Origin of the sequence: Rickettsiella massiliensis 20B (assembly GCF_000257395.1) — a bacterium.
GTDB lineage: Bacteria > Pseudomonadota > Gammaproteobacteria > Diplorickettsiales > Diplorickettsiaceae > Diplorickettsia > Diplorickettsia massiliensis.
In genome coordinates, this window is sequence record NZ_AJGC01000001.1 from 364,291 (window position 1) to 382,368 (window position 18,078).

16 protein-coding genes and 5 pseudogenes are annotated in these 18,078 nt (G+C 42.4%); 14 read left to right on the top strand and 7 right to left on the bottom strand.

All coding sequences use genetic code 11. The features are described from left to right. Nucleotides 1-5 precede the first annotated feature (5 nt). The 4 genes and pseudogenes from S3O_RS0102095 (at nucleotide 6) to S3O_RS0102110 (ending at nucleotide 3,784) form a co-directional block, all read left to right on the top strand. Complete coding sequence (locus tag S3O_RS0102095; protein WP_010597395.1) at nucleotides 6-809, top strand: enoyl-ACP reductase FabI; 804 nt, start codon at nucleotides 6-8, stop codon at nucleotides 807-809. Continuing rightward, nucleotides 810-1,892, top strand: a complete 1,083-nt coding sequence (locus tag S3O_RS13275) for a lipoprotein-releasing ABC transporter permease subunit (RefSeq protein WP_010597396.1) — start codon at nucleotides 810-812, stop codon at nucleotides 1,890-1,892. A gap of 204 nt (nucleotides 1,893-2,096) precedes the next feature. After that, nucleotides 2,097-2,746 (top strand): annotated as a pseudogene (locus tag S3O_RS13280) (ABC transporter ATP-binding protein). Nucleotides 2,747-3,058: 312 nt separating this feature from the next. Further along, on the top strand, nucleotides 3,059-3,784 hold the full coding sequence (locus tag S3O_RS0102110) for a hypothetical protein (protein WP_156792692.1): 726 nt from the start codon (nucleotides 3,059-3,061) through the stop codon (nucleotides 3,782-3,784). On the opposite strand, the gene S3O_RS13285 is transcribed toward S3O_RS0102110, so the two are convergent. The 3 genes and pseudogenes from S3O_RS13285 to kdsA form a co-directional block, all read right to left on the bottom strand. After that, the gene (locus tag S3O_RS13285) at nucleotides 3,781-4,116 is read right to left on the bottom strand and encodes a septum formation initiator family protein (protein ID WP_083827604.1); all 336 of its coding nucleotides are present in this window, start codon (nucleotides 4,114-4,116) and stop codon (nucleotides 3,781-3,783) included. The genes S3O_RS0102110 and S3O_RS13285 overlap by 4 nt on opposite strands. Next, a pseudogene (gene eno, locus S3O_RS13290) lies at nucleotides 4,073-5,349 on the bottom strand (phosphopyruvate hydratase). The gene S3O_RS13285 and the pseudogene eno overlap by 44 nt, the downstream one beginning before the upstream one ends. Nucleotides 5,350-5,361: 12 nt before the next feature. Next, nucleotides 5,362-6,187, bottom strand: a pseudogene (kdsA, locus tag S3O_RS13295) (3-deoxy-8-phosphooctulonate synthase). Between the two features lie 138 nt (nucleotides 6,188-6,325). On the opposite strand from kdsA, the gene S3O_RS0102130 reads away from it, so the two are divergent. Together S3O_RS0102130 and S3O_RS0102135 are read left to right on the top strand one after the other, a co-directional pair. Beyond that, nucleotides 6,326-6,787 (top strand): hypothetical protein, encoded by a 462-nt coding sequence (locus S3O_RS0102130; protein WP_010597406.1) that lies wholly within the window; start codon nucleotides 6,326-6,328, stop codon nucleotides 6,785-6,787. Continuing rightward, complete coding sequence (locus tag S3O_RS0102135; protein WP_010597407.1) at nucleotides 6,766-7,860, top strand: hypothetical protein; 1,095 nt, start codon at nucleotides 6,766-6,768, stop codon at nucleotides 7,858-7,860. Before S3O_RS0102130 ends, S3O_RS0102135 begins: the two co-directional genes overlap by 22 nt. A 12-nt stretch (nucleotides 7,861-7,872) precedes the next feature. Here S3O_RS0102135 and S3O_RS16985 read toward each other — a convergent pair whose 3' ends face one another. The 4 genes and pseudogenes from S3O_RS16985 to ccmA all read right to left on the bottom strand — a co-directional run bounded on the left by S3O_RS16985 (nucleotide 7,873) and on the right by ccmA (nucleotide 10,052). Beyond that, complete coding sequence (locus S3O_RS16985) at nucleotides 7,873-8,100, bottom strand: cytochrome C assembly family protein (protein ID WP_156792693.1); 228 nt, start codon at nucleotides 8,098-8,100, stop codon at nucleotides 7,873-7,875. Next, nucleotides 8,070-8,567, bottom strand: a complete 498-nt coding sequence (ccsA, locus tag S3O_RS13300; RefSeq protein WP_010597409.1) for a cytochrome c biogenesis protein CcsA — start codon at nucleotides 8,565-8,567, stop codon at nucleotides 8,070-8,072. The genes S3O_RS16985 and ccsA overlap by 31 nt, the downstream gene beginning before the upstream one ends. A 221-nt stretch (nucleotides 8,568-8,788) precedes the next feature. Next, on the bottom strand, nucleotides 8,789-8,932 hold the full coding sequence (locus S3O_RS16990; protein ID WP_010597410.1) for a hypothetical protein: 144 nt from the start codon (nucleotides 8,930-8,932) through the stop codon (nucleotides 8,789-8,791). Between the two features lie 187 nt (nucleotides 8,933-9,119). Further along, nucleotides 9,120-10,052: pseudogene (ccmA, locus tag S3O_RS0102155) on the bottom strand (heme ABC exporter ATP-binding protein CcmA). A 161-nt stretch (nucleotides 10,053-10,213) separates the two neighbouring features. On the opposite strand from ccmA, the gene S3O_RS18550 reads away from it, so the two are divergent. The 8 genes and pseudogenes from S3O_RS18550 (at nucleotide 10,214) to rsfS (ending at nucleotide 18,078) form a co-directional block, all read left to right on the top strand. Next, on the top strand, nucleotides 10,214-10,807 hold the full coding sequence (locus tag S3O_RS18550) for an inner membrane peptidase (RefSeq protein ID WP_010597412.1): 594 nt from the start codon (nucleotides 10,214-10,216) through the stop codon (nucleotides 10,805-10,807). Continuing rightward, nucleotides 10,701-11,132 carry a S49 family peptidase gene (locus S3O_RS18555; RefSeq protein WP_235776152.1) on the top strand — a complete coding sequence of 144 codons (432 nt, stop codon included), beginning with the start codon at nucleotides 10,701-10,703 and terminating at the stop codon, nucleotides 11,130-11,132. Before S3O_RS18550 ends, S3O_RS18555 begins: the two co-directional genes overlap by 107 nt. Nucleotides 11,133-11,222: 90 nt before the next feature. Then, a pseudogene (gene lnt / locus S3O_RS10735) lies at nucleotides 11,223-12,796 on the top strand (apolipoprotein N-acyltransferase). 259 nt (nucleotides 12,797-13,055) lie between these two features. After that, complete coding sequence (gene leuS / locus S3O_RS0102170; protein ID WP_010597416.1) at nucleotides 13,056-15,524, top strand: leucine--tRNA ligase; 2,469 nt, start codon at nucleotides 13,056-13,058, stop codon at nucleotides 15,522-15,524. A gap of 216 nt (nucleotides 15,525-15,740) precedes the next feature. Next, nucleotides 15,741-16,082, top strand: coding sequence for an LPS assembly lipoprotein LptE (gene lptE / locus S3O_RS0102175; protein ID WP_010597417.1), 342 nt, complete (start codon nucleotides 15,741-15,743; stop codon nucleotides 16,080-16,082). Nucleotides 16,083-16,088: 6 nt separating this feature from the next. Then, nucleotides 16,089-17,108, top strand: a complete 1,020-nt coding sequence (gene holA / locus S3O_RS0102180) for a DNA polymerase III subunit delta (protein ID WP_010597418.1) — start codon at nucleotides 16,089-16,091, stop codon at nucleotides 17,106-17,108. Then, entirely contained in the window at nucleotides 17,105-17,740 is a 636-nt protein-coding gene (gene nadD / locus S3O_RS0102185) for a nicotinate-nucleotide adenylyltransferase (protein WP_010597419.1), read from the top strand. Before holA ends, nadD begins: the two co-directional genes overlap by 4 nt. After that, a complete protein-coding gene (rsfS, locus tag S3O_RS0102190) occupies nucleotides 17,737-18,078 on the top strand; it encodes a ribosome silencing factor (protein WP_010597420.1) in 342 nt (113 codons plus the stop codon). Before nadD ends, rsfS begins: the two co-directional genes overlap by 4 nt.

The following is an 18,078-nucleotide window of genomic DNA, read 5'->3' on the forward strand; positions in this document are numbered from 1 at the left end:
ACGTCATGGGGTTTTTAAAAAATAAACGGGCTTTAATTGTCGGCTTAGCCAGTGATCGCTCAATCGCTTACGGAATTGCCGAAGCGATGCATCGTGAAGGTGCTGAATTAGCCTTTGCTTATCAAGGTGAAAAATTGCGTGAGCGCGTCACCCGGATGGCTAAAGAAAAATTTTCTTCCGATTTAGTTTTCCCCTGTGACGTCACCCATGATAACGAAATCGAGCAACTTTTTGTACAGCTTGGCAAGCATTGGGACAGCCTAGATGCATTCATTCATTCGATTGCCTATGCGCCGGCCGATCAATTACAAGGCGATTACTTTAGTAGTGTTCATCGCGAAGGTTTTCGGATTGCGCATGATATCAGTAGTTACAGTCTCGCAGGTTTAGCAAAAGCGGCGTACCCACTTATGGAGAAGGCAACACATGGTGCGGCGATCGTTTCATTGAGTTACTTGGGTGCGGAAAAAGCGCTCCAAAACTACAATGTGATGGGTTTAGCGAAAGCCAGTTTAGAAGCGAATGTTCGTTATCTTGCGCAAAGCCTAGGTCCTAAAAAAATTCGGGTCAATGCGATTTCAGCGGGTCCGATTCGAACCTTAGCGGCATCGGGAATTGCTGGCTTTCGCAAAATTTTATCTTATCATGCCTCTATGGCGCCGTTACGTGAGAATACAGGTATCGAACAAGTGGGTAATACGGCCGCTTTTCTTTGCTCAGAGTTAGCCTCGGGTATTACAGGCGAAGTGATTCATGTCGATGGTGGATTTCATTCCATCGTCTCGATGGGTGAAATGCCTACGGGTTAATTGATTGAGTTTCCCTCTTCATCGGGATGGTTAAACGTGTTTCGTCCTTTTTCTTTGTATATTGGCCTGCGTTATACGCGGGCTAAAAAACGAAATCATTTTATTTCGTTTATTTCATTAACGTCCATGATCGGCATTGCGTTAGGCGTAATGGTACTGATCACGGTGTTATCTGTTATGAATGGGTTCGATGAGGTCATTCGACAACGTATTTTTAGTGTCGCCACGCAAGTGGCGATTACAGGGCCAAAAGGGCCGCTTAACGAAACGCAGGTCAAACAAATCCAACAAAGCGTTTTACAGCAACCCGGTGTCCTAGCCATGGCGCCTTATGTCGCTGGGCAAGGCTTACTCCTTTACGCGGGACAAACTCACCCTATTATGCTGACGGGCGTTCTTCCGAGTGCTGAAAAAATCGTTTCAGAAATTCCACATAAATTGATTGAAGGTCATTTTAATTTAATTCCCGGACACTATGGGATTGTCTTAGGAGAAGAACTCGCCGATCATTTAAATGTCACGCTAGGCGATAAAATCAATGTCCTCACGCCTGCTGTAGCGATTACACCCGCTGGATTCATGCCAAGATTTAAAACCTTTACTGTTGATGGAATTTTTCAAGTAGGCCATAGTTTTGGCTTTGAAAGCGCTATGGCGTATATCGCATTGCAAGATGCCCAAACTCTCTTTCAATTGGGTCATTCCATTTCAGGTCTACGCCTTAAGTTGGCAGATCTTTATCAAGCACCTGCAATTAGCCAACAACTCACTGAAAAATTATCGGGCAAGTATCAATTAACCAATTGGACGCAAACGTATGGCAGCTTAATGTATGCAATTGCTTTAGAAAAAAATATGATGTTTTTTATTCTATTGTTACTGATTGCCATTTCTGCTTTTAATTTAGTTTCTTCTTTAATGATGGTGGTCACTGATAAACAAGCCGACATTGCCATTTTACGCACCTTAGGTGCGACCCCGCGCACTATTTTAGGTATTTTTATGGTTCAGGGTTGCATCATTGGTTTCATTGGCACATTATTTGGTTTGATCCGGGCTACTTTTAGCCCATTATGCCAGTGATGTCGTCAGCTTTTTGGAACATTCTGTTCTGCACACTGATATTTTAGCTTCGAACGTTTATTTTTTTGTAGATAAGCTTCCCTCGAAAAATTATGGCCAGTGATGTTCTGCGCATTACCCTCGCGGCACTTGGAATGAGTCTCATTGCAACGTTATACCCCGCATTCAAAGCGGCACGCACCCAACCTGCAGAGGCACTGCGTTATGAGTAACTTAGCCGAAAACAATCCACCCATTTTAGCCTGTCAAAATTTATCGAAGACCTTCCACGAAGGATCGCTGTATGTTGAAGTATTAAAGTCGATTTCTTTTTCGGTTCAAACCCGTGAACGAATTGCCATTGTCGGCCCTTCCGGGACAGGTAAAAGCACGCTGCTTCATCTATTAGGTGGCCTCGATCATCCCACCCGTGGTCAAGTTTTCTTGGCCGGTCAAGATATTGCACAAGTGAATGAAACCCAACGTTGTGCACTGCGTAATCGTTATTTAGGTTTTGTATATCAATTTCACCATTTGTTACCTGAATTTACCGTTCTTGAAAATACCTGTATTCCACTCTTGTTAGCCGGCGTCCATGTAAAAGAAGCGAAAGCACGTGCGTTAACATTAATAAAAAAAGTGGGTCTTCTGGCCAGCCACTTTGTTTGCTCGCAGATGAACCAACCGGTAATTTAGATACCGTTACAGCCGAACAAGTTTATCAAACCTTACTAGAACTCAATGATTCATTGAACACAAGTCTAGTCATCGTTACACATGACCCTCATTTTGCACAACGGATGGATAAAGTGTTTACGTTGGAAAATAAGGGCTTAGTTTTGTCTTCGCAATCCACACCCACTACTAATGAATAAAAGCAATGAGTCGACTTATTTTTAGCGCGTGCAATATGATTTTTCGGATGCACAAATTGAAAGCCCGAACTGAAGAGTGCTTGGAAACCTTCAACAGCTTTTATGGGTCTAATTATAATAGATTAAAAACTATATTTTTCTTCACGTAGGGTGTTTCGGAAAACATTTTTTCATTTAAATGCCGTATAAATTCCGCTTTTTTACTTTTTCTTTGGTCACTTTGTTGTACAAAGCGGTATTAATAAAGAATTATCCGTTTTTCAGATTTAATTCTATCTTCGAAGATGTTATTTGTCAAATTTGGTAAAAGTGATGACTAAAAAATTAATGAGCGTTAGGAACGACGCTACGCCTTCTCGTCTCAAAAAGTCCTTGGAAATTGAAGACCGTCGACAACGACTGAAATTTTTACGTACCCTGACTGGATTGTCCATGAAGGAATTTGCACAACATTGTCATTTAGGATTAACCACAGTCAATTACTGGGAACAAGGTTATAGCAGTATTACTGAACGCGGAGCAAAATTAATTAGTAATGCGATGCAACAAGAAGGCATTGCTTGCACACCTATCTGGTTACTCTATGTGATCCACCCAAAATTGTTGAGCCGAATAAGCTCTCCAAATTACATTTTATTCCTATTCAGAAAACAGTACAGTCTCTTCAAGAAGAAATGCTTTTTTTATGGCTGTGAGAAAACAAAAAGTGAGTTAGAGTTTTTTCAAAGTCACTACCCGGATCATTGGGTTTATTTCTTACAAGATGAAAGCATGAGTCCACTTTACCATAGCGGTGATATCGTGGCCGGTAAAAAAATCACCGGTAAAAATATGGAACTGGCCCATCGAGCGGATTGTATTGTAGAAATGCCTAACAACCAACTTCTTATTCGTCGGATTCAAATTGCTTCGATCAAGGATCGATTTAATTTATATGTGATTAATCCTGAGTACTCGGTTGAGCTTCCCCCTTTGCGGCACGTCGAAATTCGTTCATTGGCGCCGATTATCCGCATCTTCAAACCGGCTAAGTTTTAGTGCTTAGCCGTTCTACTTTTCTCTTTTTCCACAATAAAATAAAAAAGCTCATCTGGCTTGATCATATTAAGATCTTGGCGAGCATGATTTTCCAACGCGGCGCACCCAACTTTTAGATCCTGGATTTCTTTACTCAGTTGTTCATTTTGCAAACTTAAGTGTTCATTCTCCATTTGTTGTTGCGTAATATCTTGCTTAAGGTGCCGTAAACGCCATAGCCCTTCCGGAGCTAACCAGAGTTTATATTGGAGTATAAAAAAAGTGCGGCCAGAATGGTAATTAAAAATTTCATTTGTGTGACAAAAATCGACTAAAAACAGCCCGACCATCATACAGGGAACCTTGCTCTTTCAGATCATGTTCAATCCGCAGTAAACGATTATATTTTGCTATCCTATCTGTTCGACACGCCGAACCGGTTTTAATTTGGCCAACACCCGTCCCAACCGCTAAATCGGCAATGGTTGTGTCTTCCGTTTCACCGGATCGATGAGAGATAATCGCTCCATACCCGGCTTGCTTGGCAAGCGTGATCGCTAAAAGTGCCGTTAACGTGCCAATTTGATTAAATTTAATTAAAATAGCATTCGCTTGTTGCTCATTAATCCCGTGCTGTAAACGTTGAGAGTTGGTCACAAATAAATCATCACCCACTAATTGAAGTTTATCTCCCAAGCGAGCAGTCAATTGCCGCCAACCTAAGTCATCATTTTCGGCCATACCATCTTCAATACTCAGAAGAGGATAGTCCTTCGTCCAACTCTCTAGGCGCGCAACCCAATCCTGTGAAGATAAGGCTTGATTTTCGAGCGTATAAGTCCCATTTGCATAAAATTCAGTACTGGCTGCATCTAAACCTAAATAAATCTCTTTGCCTGGCTGATAACCGGCTTTAAGAATCGCTTCGGTAAATTCGGTGCGAATCCTCCTTCATCCCCGACATTGGTATTCAATCCTTTCTGTTTTAATAACCGTTTGAGTGTATGAAACACTTCCACCCCGCTACGCAGTGCTTCACTAAATGAAGGTGCCGTCACAGGCAGAATCATAAATTCTTGCACATCCAGGTTATTATCCGCATGGGTCCCGCCATTAATCACATTCATCATGGGCACGGGCATTAAGAAGCGCTGATTCACGGGTTGATAGTCAATCAAGTCTGCCAAATAGCGGAAAAGAGGTTGTTGTTTATCCGCCGCAGCGGCCTTTGCTATCGCTAAAGATACCGACAAAATGGCGTTCGCACCCAAATGAGATTTATTTAGTGTCCCATCTTTTGCAATCATTAAGGCATCCCATTCGGCTTGATGGGTAACTTCTTTACCCACCAGTGCTTGACGTAAAACGTCATTGACATTCTGAACCGCCTGCAAAACACCACGACCTTGATAACGATCGGCTTGCTTGTCGACTAACTCTAGCGCTTCAAATGAACCGGTCGAGGCCCCCGAAGGGACACAAGCCATGGCAGAAACCCCGGACTCTAACGTAACCTCAGTGGCTAAGGTTGGATTACCTCGTGAATCTAAGATTTCATACGCTTCGATGGTCGTAATGTTTGACATAAATGGTGATACCTATTCAGTGGTTATCGATAAAGTTGTTTCCAGTAACTCGTTTTGTTTGGTGATCGCGTCCAATTGTTTAAGCGTGATCAATAATTGGGCCATTTTATCTAATGGCCAAGCATTCGGGCCATCACTTAACGCTTGATCTGGATTCGGGTGTGTTTCCATAAAAAGTCCGGCAATCCCCACCGCGACGGCGGCCCTGGCTAAAACCGGGACAAACTCACGCTGACCGCCTGAACAGTCGCCTTGTTTTCCCGGTAATTGCACCGAGTGTGTCGCATCGAATACCACAGGACATCGTGTCGCACGCATCACCGCTAACGCACGCATATCTGAAACAAGGTTATTATACCCAAAAGAAACGCCTCGTTCACAAACCATAATCTGCTGATTACCCACTTGTCGTGCTTTCTCAACCACTTGGTCCATTTCCCATGGGGATAAGAACTGTCCTTTTTTTATATTGATTGGCAAGCCTTGTTGCGCGACACGCTGAATAAAATTCGTTTGTCGACATAAAAAAGCCGGCGTCTGCAGCACATCGACGACTTTGGCCACTTCGTCCAAGGGTGTATCTTCGTGTACATCGGTTAAAATAGGCACTGAAAATGTTTTTTTGACTTTCTCTAAAATACGCAAACCTTTTTCAAGGCCTAACCCCCTAAAGCCTTTTGATGAAGAGCGATTTGCCTTATCAAAGGACGATTTATAAATAAAAGAAATCTCTAAATCGGTGGTGATGATTTTCAGTCTTTCAGCCGTGTCCATTGCCAGGGCCCGCAATTAAAAATAACGGTTGCGTTAAACCCACTTCAAAATCCAATAATTTCATAAACTTTCATTTTTGATCAGATCAAAAGCCATTGTACCGAGAATCTTTGCACACGCCTACTACTAGTAAAATAAGAAGAAATAATTTATGATTATTTATATAATAAAATGAAGTTATTTTTAAAATTTTAATAAAAAAATGAATATACTTTTTAAAAAAAAAATCAGTTCTGAAAAATTTCATCCGGCTACCCTGAACGAAGTTACTAAAACACTACGGGCGATTTTTAGCCACGAATCTTACTATGACACCGAACATAAAAGAGAAAAACTTTTAAACATTCATCTTTCTGATGAATTTTCTAATGACCAATTAGATGAAATAAAAAAGGCTCATATTTTTGTAACCGACTATTTTAAAACTAAAAGTATGATTTATCATATTGTCCAAATTGATCGCGGAAAAAATTTTGAATTAGCCGCAGATTCTAAAACAGCTATCCTCTCTCCTCTTGCTAATACAGCAATACTGATACCTGTTCCTATCGTTGGTCACGCCGTCGCCGGGGGCATAAAAAAAGCGTTGAAACGCAATAGCGATAAAAAAAGGATCAAACGAGCAAAAAAAAATCAGGTTACATGCCCCCTCATAATGGAATGATTGCTCTTATAACGCTTCTTTTTGTAAAAGTTCATCTTGCTAAAATTAAATATGACACAATCACCACATTCTATGAAAACTTAAATGAAGAATTAGATATCTTTTTTTCTGTAGCAAAAAAACAGATGGAAAATAACCCTGACTCTAAAAATTTAAAAGATTTTTGGGCCGATGTTTTTTCAACTTACTTACAAAACACCGTCTTGAATCACGCTTCCTCAGAGGAGTTCTTTTCAATTAATGTTTCTTTAACCGACATTCTTAATAAAGATTTAAAACCCCTATTCAATACAATCGAAAATAGCTGTGCCACTCTTTATCCAGAAAATAAAAAGAAAATCTCTTCGGACCCTCTCTGCTCTACGGCAAACAATGCTCAAAACGTAGCAGTTGCGTCCGATGATCCGCGGCCACCTACCCTTGATCCGCAACCGGGACCTGAAATAACTTGTACACTCAATCCCACCTTATCGCCACAGTACCTCCCCACAAACAATAATCACCCCAACTCTTTAATCATGAATCTCGTTATTCCTGATCATCAAGGGAATAATCCAATTACTCTCTACATACCGAGCTCAAATCAACCTATGTTGATCAATCTTTTACCTGCCACGAAGCCAGCGGTGTATACGCCTCACGCTTCCGCTTCTATCACCTATCCCTCTGTTTTATCGAATCCCTCTCCACAGGCAACGACCCCTTCTCTGAGTCCATATACAAACATAACTATCTCGGATCGCGCAGAAGAAAACCTAATCACCATACCGGTTCCTATGGTTTCCTCCTCGATGAATAAGACCGAAACGCCGCAGCTTTTCTCTAAAGAATCCATCCACCCACCGGTTTATTTGAATCAATTACGAGCCCTTGTTGAAATCATGGCCTATATTGGTTCTGTACTGTTAGCAAAAAAAGATCAAGTGTTGTACACAAAGCAAGATTTATTGGATAAAAAAATACCCCAAAATATCAGCGTAAAGTCAAACTATTCTTCTTTTTTTTCTTGTGGTGCTGTAACACAACAAATAAATACTGGCGTTTCTCCTTACTTAAGTCCAGCCGCAACTTAGCCTATTATTATGTTATTGAATCAAACGCACACGTAAGGTGAGAAAAATAGTTAGAAGATAATATAAAATAAAAACCAAAATCATCGTCAACAAAGGATATAACATCGGTCGGGCAATCAATGGCGGCTTTAAAAAACGTAACGTAGTACCTTGATGTAAGGTGTGCCACCAATAAACAGAATAGTGAATAATCGGTAAATTCACTAAACCTAGCAAAAGGAGTAATGAACTGGTTTGCAAAGCAACCTGTGGTTCTCGAATCGTTTTATCGTTTTTTTGAGCGCCATCACTCCCAAATAAAGAAAAAGCAAGATGAGCTCCGAAGTCAAGCGTGCATCCCATACCCACCATGTTCTCCACATCGGCTTCCCCCAAATCGCACCGGTTAACAGTGCAAGCACGGTAAACCAAGCACCTAATCTTAAACTGACTTCCACCCATAGCTCACACAACTTGATACGAAAAATTAAACTCAGACCCGCCATCATCGCGGCAATCAAATAAACGAGCAGGGATAAAAAAGCACTCGGGACATGAATATAAATAATACGAAACGCTTCTCCTTGTTGATAATCACTCGGGGCAAGATAAAGTGCGCCAATCACACTGTAGATCAATAAAGGGATAAGCAATAAAAACAGATAAGGGATTATTTTATTTATCCAAGGCACAAAATATTTTGCCGTAAATAAACGAGGCAATTTCATGTGAATCCCTTCTTTTTTTCAGCACATTGATACAAAAGCGTCTTATTCCAGCAAGCCGCTTAAATGATCATCTATTTTAGATTTATTTTTTTATAGGTATTGATTGTAGACCAAATTTACACTGAATAAAATGGGGATGATTGGTCAGCCTCGTCACTGGTTTCTAAACAAACCATCTGATATTCAAACTACAACAAGTATTGAAAAATTTTACAAATGACTCACGGAGAAAAACTGATACTGAGAATCAACAATAACCCTAACCAAGCAACAGGATCTTTTACTGAAAGACTCTGTGCGGCCAAGATCACGGTAGTACTTGCAAAAATAAGCACGGGAACGTAAAACGGAAATAAAATCAGCATGACTAAAAAATACTTTGTGGCAAGGCAATGGTCAACGCACGGCCAATCACACGTTGAGGATCATTACCCCCCAGATACTGGCCGGTAAATACAGCGCAAACATTAAACATGACATCATAAGTGTCGTCAAAATCAAAATTTGTAAACAAAATAAAATTACTGTATATAAATAACGGTAATAAAAAAATCAGGTGTCAATAAGTATTGACACTAAACCGGCCTGCCATGCTTCTTGAAAGAGTTCTTCAAAACTTAAGGTCACTAAAAACAACTGTAATATCCAGAAAACAGGTACTGCGATCTGCCCTATCTGTACAGCATCGGCACCTAAACTGATCGGAAATAAGCTTACTGCCAGCATTAAAAAACAAAAAGGATACAAACTTTTCAAGGGTGCTTGACAAAGCAACGACCATTCGGCACGAAACTGTAAAGCGATGAATGAACATAACGAGGAATACCACATCCGGTTAAGATAAAAAAAATTTTTTGAAAAAAATGATAAATCATCAATAAGTTGATGACTACTCATCAATAAATAACCTTGCCGCTGAAGATGGATCCTCATTAAACGTATTATCAATTGCATACCCGATTGATCAAGTGCTGTAAATGGCTCGTCTAACAACCAAAATGGTGCGGGCGTCAACAAAAGTGTTGATAAAACCAGCCGGCGCTGCTGACCAGCGGAAAGCGTTCCGGTTATCGTGTCACATTGATTGATTAGAGAAAAAGTAGTGAGTGCTTGCTGTATCCGTTGGCGCCACATTGATTTCCGCCGTTTCATTGTTATCTTCTTTGCAGAAAATAAATCACGTCGCGCCAAGAATAGCTGCAGATTGTCAAAGACCGTCAAATGCAGTTGCATGGCTAAAAAATGGCCTAAATACAAAATGTGGGTTTTAAAATGCGGTATTTGCGTCATACAATGGCCTTCCCACTGGATTTGGCCACCTTGATGAGGCAGCAAATCCGCTCAAGTTCGCAATAAACTTGTTTTTCCAGAACCATTTTTACCGACAATATGGAGTGCTTCGCCACGCTGCAGAACAAAAGAACAGGAAGGTGTAATCCTGTTTGTAGATCGGAAGCAATCAATTCCTTTTACAGCTAAAGTCATCGCTTAGGATATCTTAATCCTTAATAAAATATCGAACGTGGCAAACTGTTTTTAAAAAGCTACGCCTAAATCGAACCATCCGGTTAATCAGAATAACATGACAAAAAAGACTTTTCATTAGATAATCATCGTCTTCTTTTTCAACCGACGGGCCTTATTTTATGTCTCCTTGGGTTCAGTATCTCATTTTTTTATTAAAATCGGTTACGGCTGCCGTAGTGATTTTATTCGTTGTAGCCGGATTTTTCACCTTACTGCGTAAAGCAAAAGAACATCCTAAACAAAAACTAAACATCCGCCCACTCAACAAAACCTACGATGCATTTTCCGAAGTATTAAATAAAGAATTAATGAATCAGGCAGAATACAAAAAATATCGAAAGTCTGAAAAAAAACGTCGGAAAGAAGCGCCTAGCCAATCAACAAAACGATTGTTTGTCATTGATTTTCAAGGGGATATACGTTGTTCTGCTGTCAACAATCTACGCGAAATCATCACCGCCCTCCTTCAAGTGGCACAGCCACAAGACGAAGTCTTACTCAAGCTAGAAAGTGGTGGCGGAATGATTGCCCCTTATGGTTTGGCGGCTTCACAGCTAGAACGTCTGAAACAACAATCTAAAGGTCGCCGCCAGCGGTGGTTATCTGATGGCGTGCGTCGCCGATCAAATCTTAGCAGCACCGTTTGCGATTATTGGCTCGATTGGTGTCGTCGCGCAATTACCGAACTTTCATCGCTTTCTCAAAAAACGTGATATTGACTTTGAACTGGTCACAGCCGGGCCCTATAAACGAACACTGACTCTTTTTGGTGAAAATACAGCAAAAGCCCGAGAAAAGATGCAAGCCGATCTTGAAGAAGTACATTGTATCTTTAAAACATTTATTACTAAACACCGCCAACAAGTCGATATTGAACAGGTTGCAACGGGAGAGCATTGGCTGGCAAGCGAAGCGTTAGCCAAGCAATTAGTCGATAAATTGATAACCAGTGATGATTATCTACTAAGCTGTGCCAAAGAATCGGTTGCTATTTATGAAGTCAGTTATATCAGTAAAAAATCATTGGGCGATCAGTGAAAAACTCAGTCATTTATCGAGTCATGCGCAGAATCTTTATTAAGTTATTTGAAAGGCCGTCGACTGTTCACTGAAAAAAAGGATAGATTTATGAAACATGGGTTCGTGATTGCTTCCCCACGACGACTTGGGCAAGCCGTGCTTGCCCTACTCTCTGGCAGTTTGCTCGCTTTAGCTTTTGCACCGGTCGCCTTTTCTTGGTTGGCGATTCTTAGCCCCGCTTGCTTACTCTTTTTGTGGCGTGATACCTCTCCCAAACAAGCTTTCGTACTGGGAACCTTATTTGGTGTTGGCTTTTTTCGGTCGGGATGTCTTGGGTTTTTATTAGTATTCATGTTTTTGGTCAAGCTTCTCTTTTATTATCGTTGGCCATCACCATACTTTTTGTGATCTGCCTTGCTTTATTTATTGCGCTTGCCGGCTATTTGTTAAACCGATTATTTCCTAAGCCGACTGCACTCAAATCGTATCTATTGTTTCCTAGTTTTTGGGCATTCAGCGAATGGTTACGAAGTTGGGCGTTTACAGGATGTCCTTGGCTATTACTTGGAACCAGTCAAGTCGATGCACCGCTTCGTGGCTATGCACCGATTGTGGGTATATTTGGTCTCGCTTTTTTGATTCCCGTCTGCAGCGCACTTTTACTCGATGTTTTGGACCCACTTTTAAGACGTTACGTTCCGTCAGCGAATCCACTGCCGCCGCTTCTTAAGCCAAAACGAAGATTCATTTCGTTGCTAACTCTGTTATTCATCTATTTGCTAGGTCAAGGATTGAGTGTCATTCACTGGACAAAACCCCTTGGCCCACCGGTATCCGTGAGTCTTATCCAAGCGAATATTCCGCAAGCAATAAAATGGGATCCACACTCGTTAATGGTTTCATTAGATAGTTACCAACAATTAACTGAGCCCCACTGGAAGAGTCGATTAATTATTTGGCCAGAAGCAGCAGTCCCTTTATTACAAGAGCAAGCACAATCTTGGTTGTTGTCGTTCGATAAAAAAGCAAAACGTGCAAATAATACCCTCATTTTAGGGATTCCCATAAAAAAAGAGACCCATTATTATAATGGGATGATCGCGCTTGGCGTGGATCACGGGACTTATTATAAAAGGCGACTGGTTATTTTTGGAGAATATCTTCCTTGGTGGATTCAATGGGCGCGAGGATTACTGACTTTCCTGGATATTCCGATGTCGAGTTTTAGCGCCGGCCCAGTTCAGCCAACACCTTTTCGCGTCGCCGGTTTTGATTTAGGAACATTCATTTGTTATGAAATTGCTTATCCTTCTTTAGTCCGACGTGCTTTACCACAGGCTGAATTATTATTGACGATTAATGATGATGCGTGGTTTGGCCACTCGTTCGCTTCGGGGCAACATTTGCAAATCGGTCGCTTTCAAGCGTTAGCCACCGGTCGCTCGCTTCTTTTTTTAAGCAACACGGGATTAACCGCGATGGTAACTCCACAAGGCGTCATACAATCAGAACTACCCCCTTTTGAAGTCGCTGTCCTGACCGATCACGTTCATCGGTTTGTCGGCTCAACCCCTTGGGTTCGATGGGGCGATTGTCCCATCCTGCTCTTTTTAGTAGGATTAGTGCTCTTGTGTTACGCTTACCTTCAGTACAATGAGAAAACACGTGACGTATCACGCTAAAATACGCCCCTTAGAGGCGACGTTTATCACGCTCCGAGGAAGCTACCCACGCACCACGATGATGAGTTTGTTTCAATGAGCAAATCAACTACCAAGACGCTAAAAACAAATTATGCTCGAACGTCAGTATGTTTAACGCCACTGTGTTGTCCGCGGTCAAGGATAACGAAAACGACTTTCTCTATTTTTTGTCTTCATTACGATCTCATTCCCAATCATGGATGGGTCGTCTCCCTAAATGATAAGGTAACTTAATTACATGCAAGAAGAATATCAACCCAAACTCATTGAACCAGAAATCCAAAAATTTTGGCAAGAGCATACTTCCTTTAAAGTGACAGAAGACTTAAACAAGGAGAAATTTTATTGTCTTTCGATGTTTCCCTACCCAAGTGGCTCCCTACACGTTGGCCATGTTCGAAATTATGTTTTAGGGGATGTGATTGCACGTTATCAACGGATGTTAGGTAAAAATGTGCTGCACCCGATTGGTTGGGATGCCTTTGGTTTACCCGCTGAGAATGCAGCAATTAAACAGGGCATTGCACCAGCAAAGTGGACTTATGCCAACATTGATCACATGCGTGCGCAACTTAAAAAACTGGGATTAAGTTTTGATTGGAGCCGTGAAATCGCGACCTGTCAACCGGAATATTATCGTTGGGAACAATGGTTATTTGTACAACTTTATAAAAAAGGGCTGGTTTATAAAAAAAATGCGTTGGTCAACTGGGATCCGGTCGATCAAACTGTTCTTGCAAATGAACAAGTGATTCAAGGTCGCGGTTGGCGTTCGGGTGCCCTGATTGAACGAAAAGAAATTCCACAGTGGTTTTTCAAAATAACCGCTTATGCAGAAGAATTACTGACTGATTTAGGAAATTTAGTCCATTGGCCAGACGAAGTAAAAACGATGCAACGCAATTGGATCGGCCGTTCTTCCGGTTGCACTATCCAATTTTCACTCGATCATCCACACTTCCCCTCACTAGAAGTGTTTACAACCCGCCCGGACACCTTGTATGGGGTCAGCTTTCTCGCTGTTTCACCACAGCATCCGCTGGCTCAAACAGCCGCAAATCAACACCTAGCCATTGCACAATTTATTGAATCGTTCCAAGCCACACCGGTTGCCGAGGCGGCGACTGCAACCCTGGAAAAACAAGGTGTCGCCAGTGGTTTCACCGCGCGACATCCGCTCACCGAGCAACCCATTCCGATCTGGATTGCAAATTATGTCCGCAGTGATTATGGTTGTGGTGCGGTCATGGGTGTCCCCGCCCACGATGAACGAGACTTTGAATTTGCCCAGCAATATCAACTGCCCATCCAGCCGGTGCTTGAACCGCTTACCGATCAAACTTCGGAACACCCTACTTATCCCTTTACCGAATCAGGACGTTTAATTCATTCTGGGCCCTTTACCGGTTTAACTTCGGCGCAAGCGCATTCCGCCATTGAAGCCGCGCTGGTTGAAAAAGGTTTGGGGGAACCGAAGATACAATATCGTCTCCGCGATTGGGGGGTCTCTCGACAACGTTATTGGGGAACGCCGATCCCCATGATTTACTGCGAAGACTGTGGTGCGGTACCCGTACCTGAAAAAGACTTACCCGTGGTGTTGCCGGAAGAAATGATTATCACCGGCCAGGGTTCTCCACTGAAAAACTGCCCTGAATTTTATACTGTGGCGTGTCCACAGTGTCAAAAAAGTGCGCGGCGTGAAACCGATACATTCGATACGTTTGTTGAATCTTCTTGGTACTACGCGCGTTTTGCTTGTCCGTCGCAACAAAATAGTATGTTAGATGATCGTGCAAAATACTGGACGCCGGTCGATCAATACATTGGTGGCATTGAACATGCCGTTTTACATTTGTTATATGCCCGGTTTTTCCATAAAGTATTACGTGATCTGGGCTTGGTTAATTCGAATGAGCCGTTTACGCGCGGTGCTAAAATGTCTAAATCCAAAGGCAACACCGTTGATCCGGAAGCACTGATTCAAACTTACGGGAGTGATACGTTACGTTTATTTGTTTTATTTGCCGCGCCACCTGAACAATCTTTGGAGTGGTCAGAAAGTGGTGTAGAAGGTGCTCATCGCTTTTTAAAGCGACTTTGGAGTTTTGCTTATCATCATCCTTGGTTACGAGAACTCAATGAAACGGGTACCAAAAACTTAAATCCGATTGATTGGTCTCAACTTTCGACCACACAACGTCAATTACGCCGTCAAGTCTACGAAATATTACAATCGGCGAAAAACGATTATGAACGACAACAATTTAATACCGTCGTCGCCAGCTGCATGAAGCTGCTTAATTTATTACAAAGTGCCTCGCAAACGCTCGCTACAGAACCCGAGTCCGATAAAATCTCCTTAAAATGGATTATGCAACAAGGTTTGAGTATTTTGCTGCGCTTATTAGCTCCGATCGTGCCGCATATCACCCAAGTTTTATGGCAAGAATTGGGATTTGCCGGTTTGATTTTGAAAGCCACTTGGCCTAAAGTGGCAGCGGATGCATTAACTGTGGAAAAAATTGACTGGGTCATTCAAGTAAACGGCAAACTTCGTGGGCATTTATCGCTTGATCCCGATCTGGAAGACGCCGTGATCAAATCATCGGTACTCAATCATGTCCAAGTTAAACGTTATACGGAAAACCAGTCTATAAAAAAAGTCATTATTGTGCCAAAAAAACTGGTTAATGTTGTTATCTAAAACGAGTGACTATGTCTCTTCGCGGTATTACATTTCTTTGCCTAACTTTAGGATTGTTCCTCTTAAATGGCTGTGGCTTTGCCTTGCGCGGGACAACCGCCGATACACAATTGCCATTGCCTTTTAAATGCTTGACGGTTGTTTCGCTTGCGAGTTGGAATGCCAATCATGTTTATCGTCGCTTACAACGAGCGTTAACGCGCCAAGGCGTTAACATTGATTACACCCCCCACTGCACCTTTGACACTCCGCCTCCTCAATCAAACATTCAACCAAATGGCGACGAGCCTTGGCAACTCTGGACAAACCACCACGTATTTATTAACGTTGACAGTTTCCTTTGATTTAGTGAACACACATTCTGGAACCGTAATCCCGGCACAACAAGTTCGGATTACACGTAATTTTTCGATCAGTACGACACAATTAGTCGGTGATTTAAATACCCAAATAATGTTACGCCAAGTCATGGAAGAAGAGGCGGCTCAACAAATCATTACACGGTTACGTGCACCTTGGGTGCAACAACGTTTACAGTCTATTCAAAGCAAGGCTTAGGCGGCGATGCAATTACGTTATGAACAACTCACTGCCCATCTCACTCGATCGTTGGCGCCGATTTATTGGGTGCATGGAGACGATGCATTCTTCGTACAAAAAATAAGTGCAACGGTTCGTCAACAAGCGCAAGTACGTGGTTTTACCGAACGAGAAATTTTTTATGTTGAATCGGGTTTTGATTGGCAAACGCTCCAGATTCATAGTCAAAACTATGGCCTGTTTGCTGAAAAACGGTTAATTGAACTGCGCCTTGAAGCAACGCTCTCTGAGGCCGCGACACAATGGCTAAAAAATTATGCGCAAACTCCTCCCCCAGAAAATCTCCTCCTGATTACGAGTGGCAAACTGGATCGCCGAAATCAACAAAGTGCTTGGTTTAAAATACTTGATAAAATCGGTGTTTTCATTCCATTATGGCCACTGGTGGGTGGAAAACTCACGGCTTGGGCCAAACAAGAACTGCATCACTGCGGACTCACCGCAGAAGATGAGGCGCTACAATGTCTGATCCTCGCCACAGAAGGCCATCTTTGTGCCACCCAACAAGCGATTGAAAAAGTCGCTTTGTATTTAGGCACTCCCACTCAGGGGATCGTCACCCGTGCGACGATGTTACAAGCGCTCGCGGACAATGCACGCTTTGATCCCTTTAAATTAACCGATGCTGCGTTACAAGGTGAAACAGAACGTTGTCTGCGGATTTTATTACGCCTGAAGGAAGAAGGCATTGAACCTTTATTTATTTTATGGGCGCTCAGTCGTGAGTGTCGGTTATTAGCCACCCTCGCCTTTAAATTAGCACGCGGTGAATCGCTCACAACGCTGTTTCAGCAATATGCGATTTGGGAACCGCGGCAATCCGCTATCCAACGTGCCCTAAAACGCGCTACGCTGCCCGATTGGTACCGGTTACTTCACTACGCAGCAGAAGTAGATAAACAGATCAAAGGCGTAACACCCGGCCCCTTTTGGCATGGTTTGCAACGCTTGAGCCTCGGTCTCGCTGGAGATATGAACGAATGATTGGTTTATTGGGAGGCAGTTTTGATCCGATCCACTATGGACATCTGCATATTGCACAATCACTTTTACAACAACTGAATCTTCAACAAGTCCGGTTTATCCCTTGTAAAGACCCGCTCCTCAAGAAAAAAACAGTGGCCAATGTCACACAGCGGTTGGCCATGCTTTCTCGTGCCTTACAGCCTTACCCGTCGTTTTGTATCGATACGCGCGAACTGGATCGCGCTTCGCCTTCTTATACTTTAGAAACGCTGAGCGGACTGCGCCGTGAACTGGGTCAACAAATACCGTTAATCTTAATTTTAGGCAATGATCAATTTGCCCAACTCAACCATTGGTATGAATGGACTTCATTGGTTGACTATGCACATTTGGTCGTGGTCCCACGCTTAGAGACCCCGCAAACGTATCCGCAAGCGCTTGAAGACTTCATTTTACGCTTTAAAACGGACCGCGTAAAAAATTTATCGCAACAGGCCTCTGGACTTTTATTGTTCGCTAAGATAAAACCTTTAGCAATTTCAATTTCATCGACGCTGATTCGAGCACAACTCAAAGCCGGTGTATCACCGGTGGGTCTGTTGCCCGCCTCCGTCTTAGACTATATTTCGGAACATCATTTATATTTATGACAACAAACGCTTCAGTCTCTTTTCCACTGCATCAAGCGCTGACGACACTTTTAGAGGACCACAAAGCTAAAAACGTGATCCTGCTCGATGTCCGTCAATTAACCAGCTTAACGGATACGTTAGTTATTTGTACGGGGAATTCGCATCGTCACACAAAAACACTATTAAAACATGTTCTAGCTTTTGCCAAAGAACACCGTCTTGAAGTCTTAGGCTACGAGGGTGAACAAGATGGTGAATGGATCTTAGTGGATTGTATTGATGTGGTCATACACATCATGCTGCCACCAATTCGTGAGTTTTATAACCTTGAAAAACTCTGGGGATCGTTTTCTTAA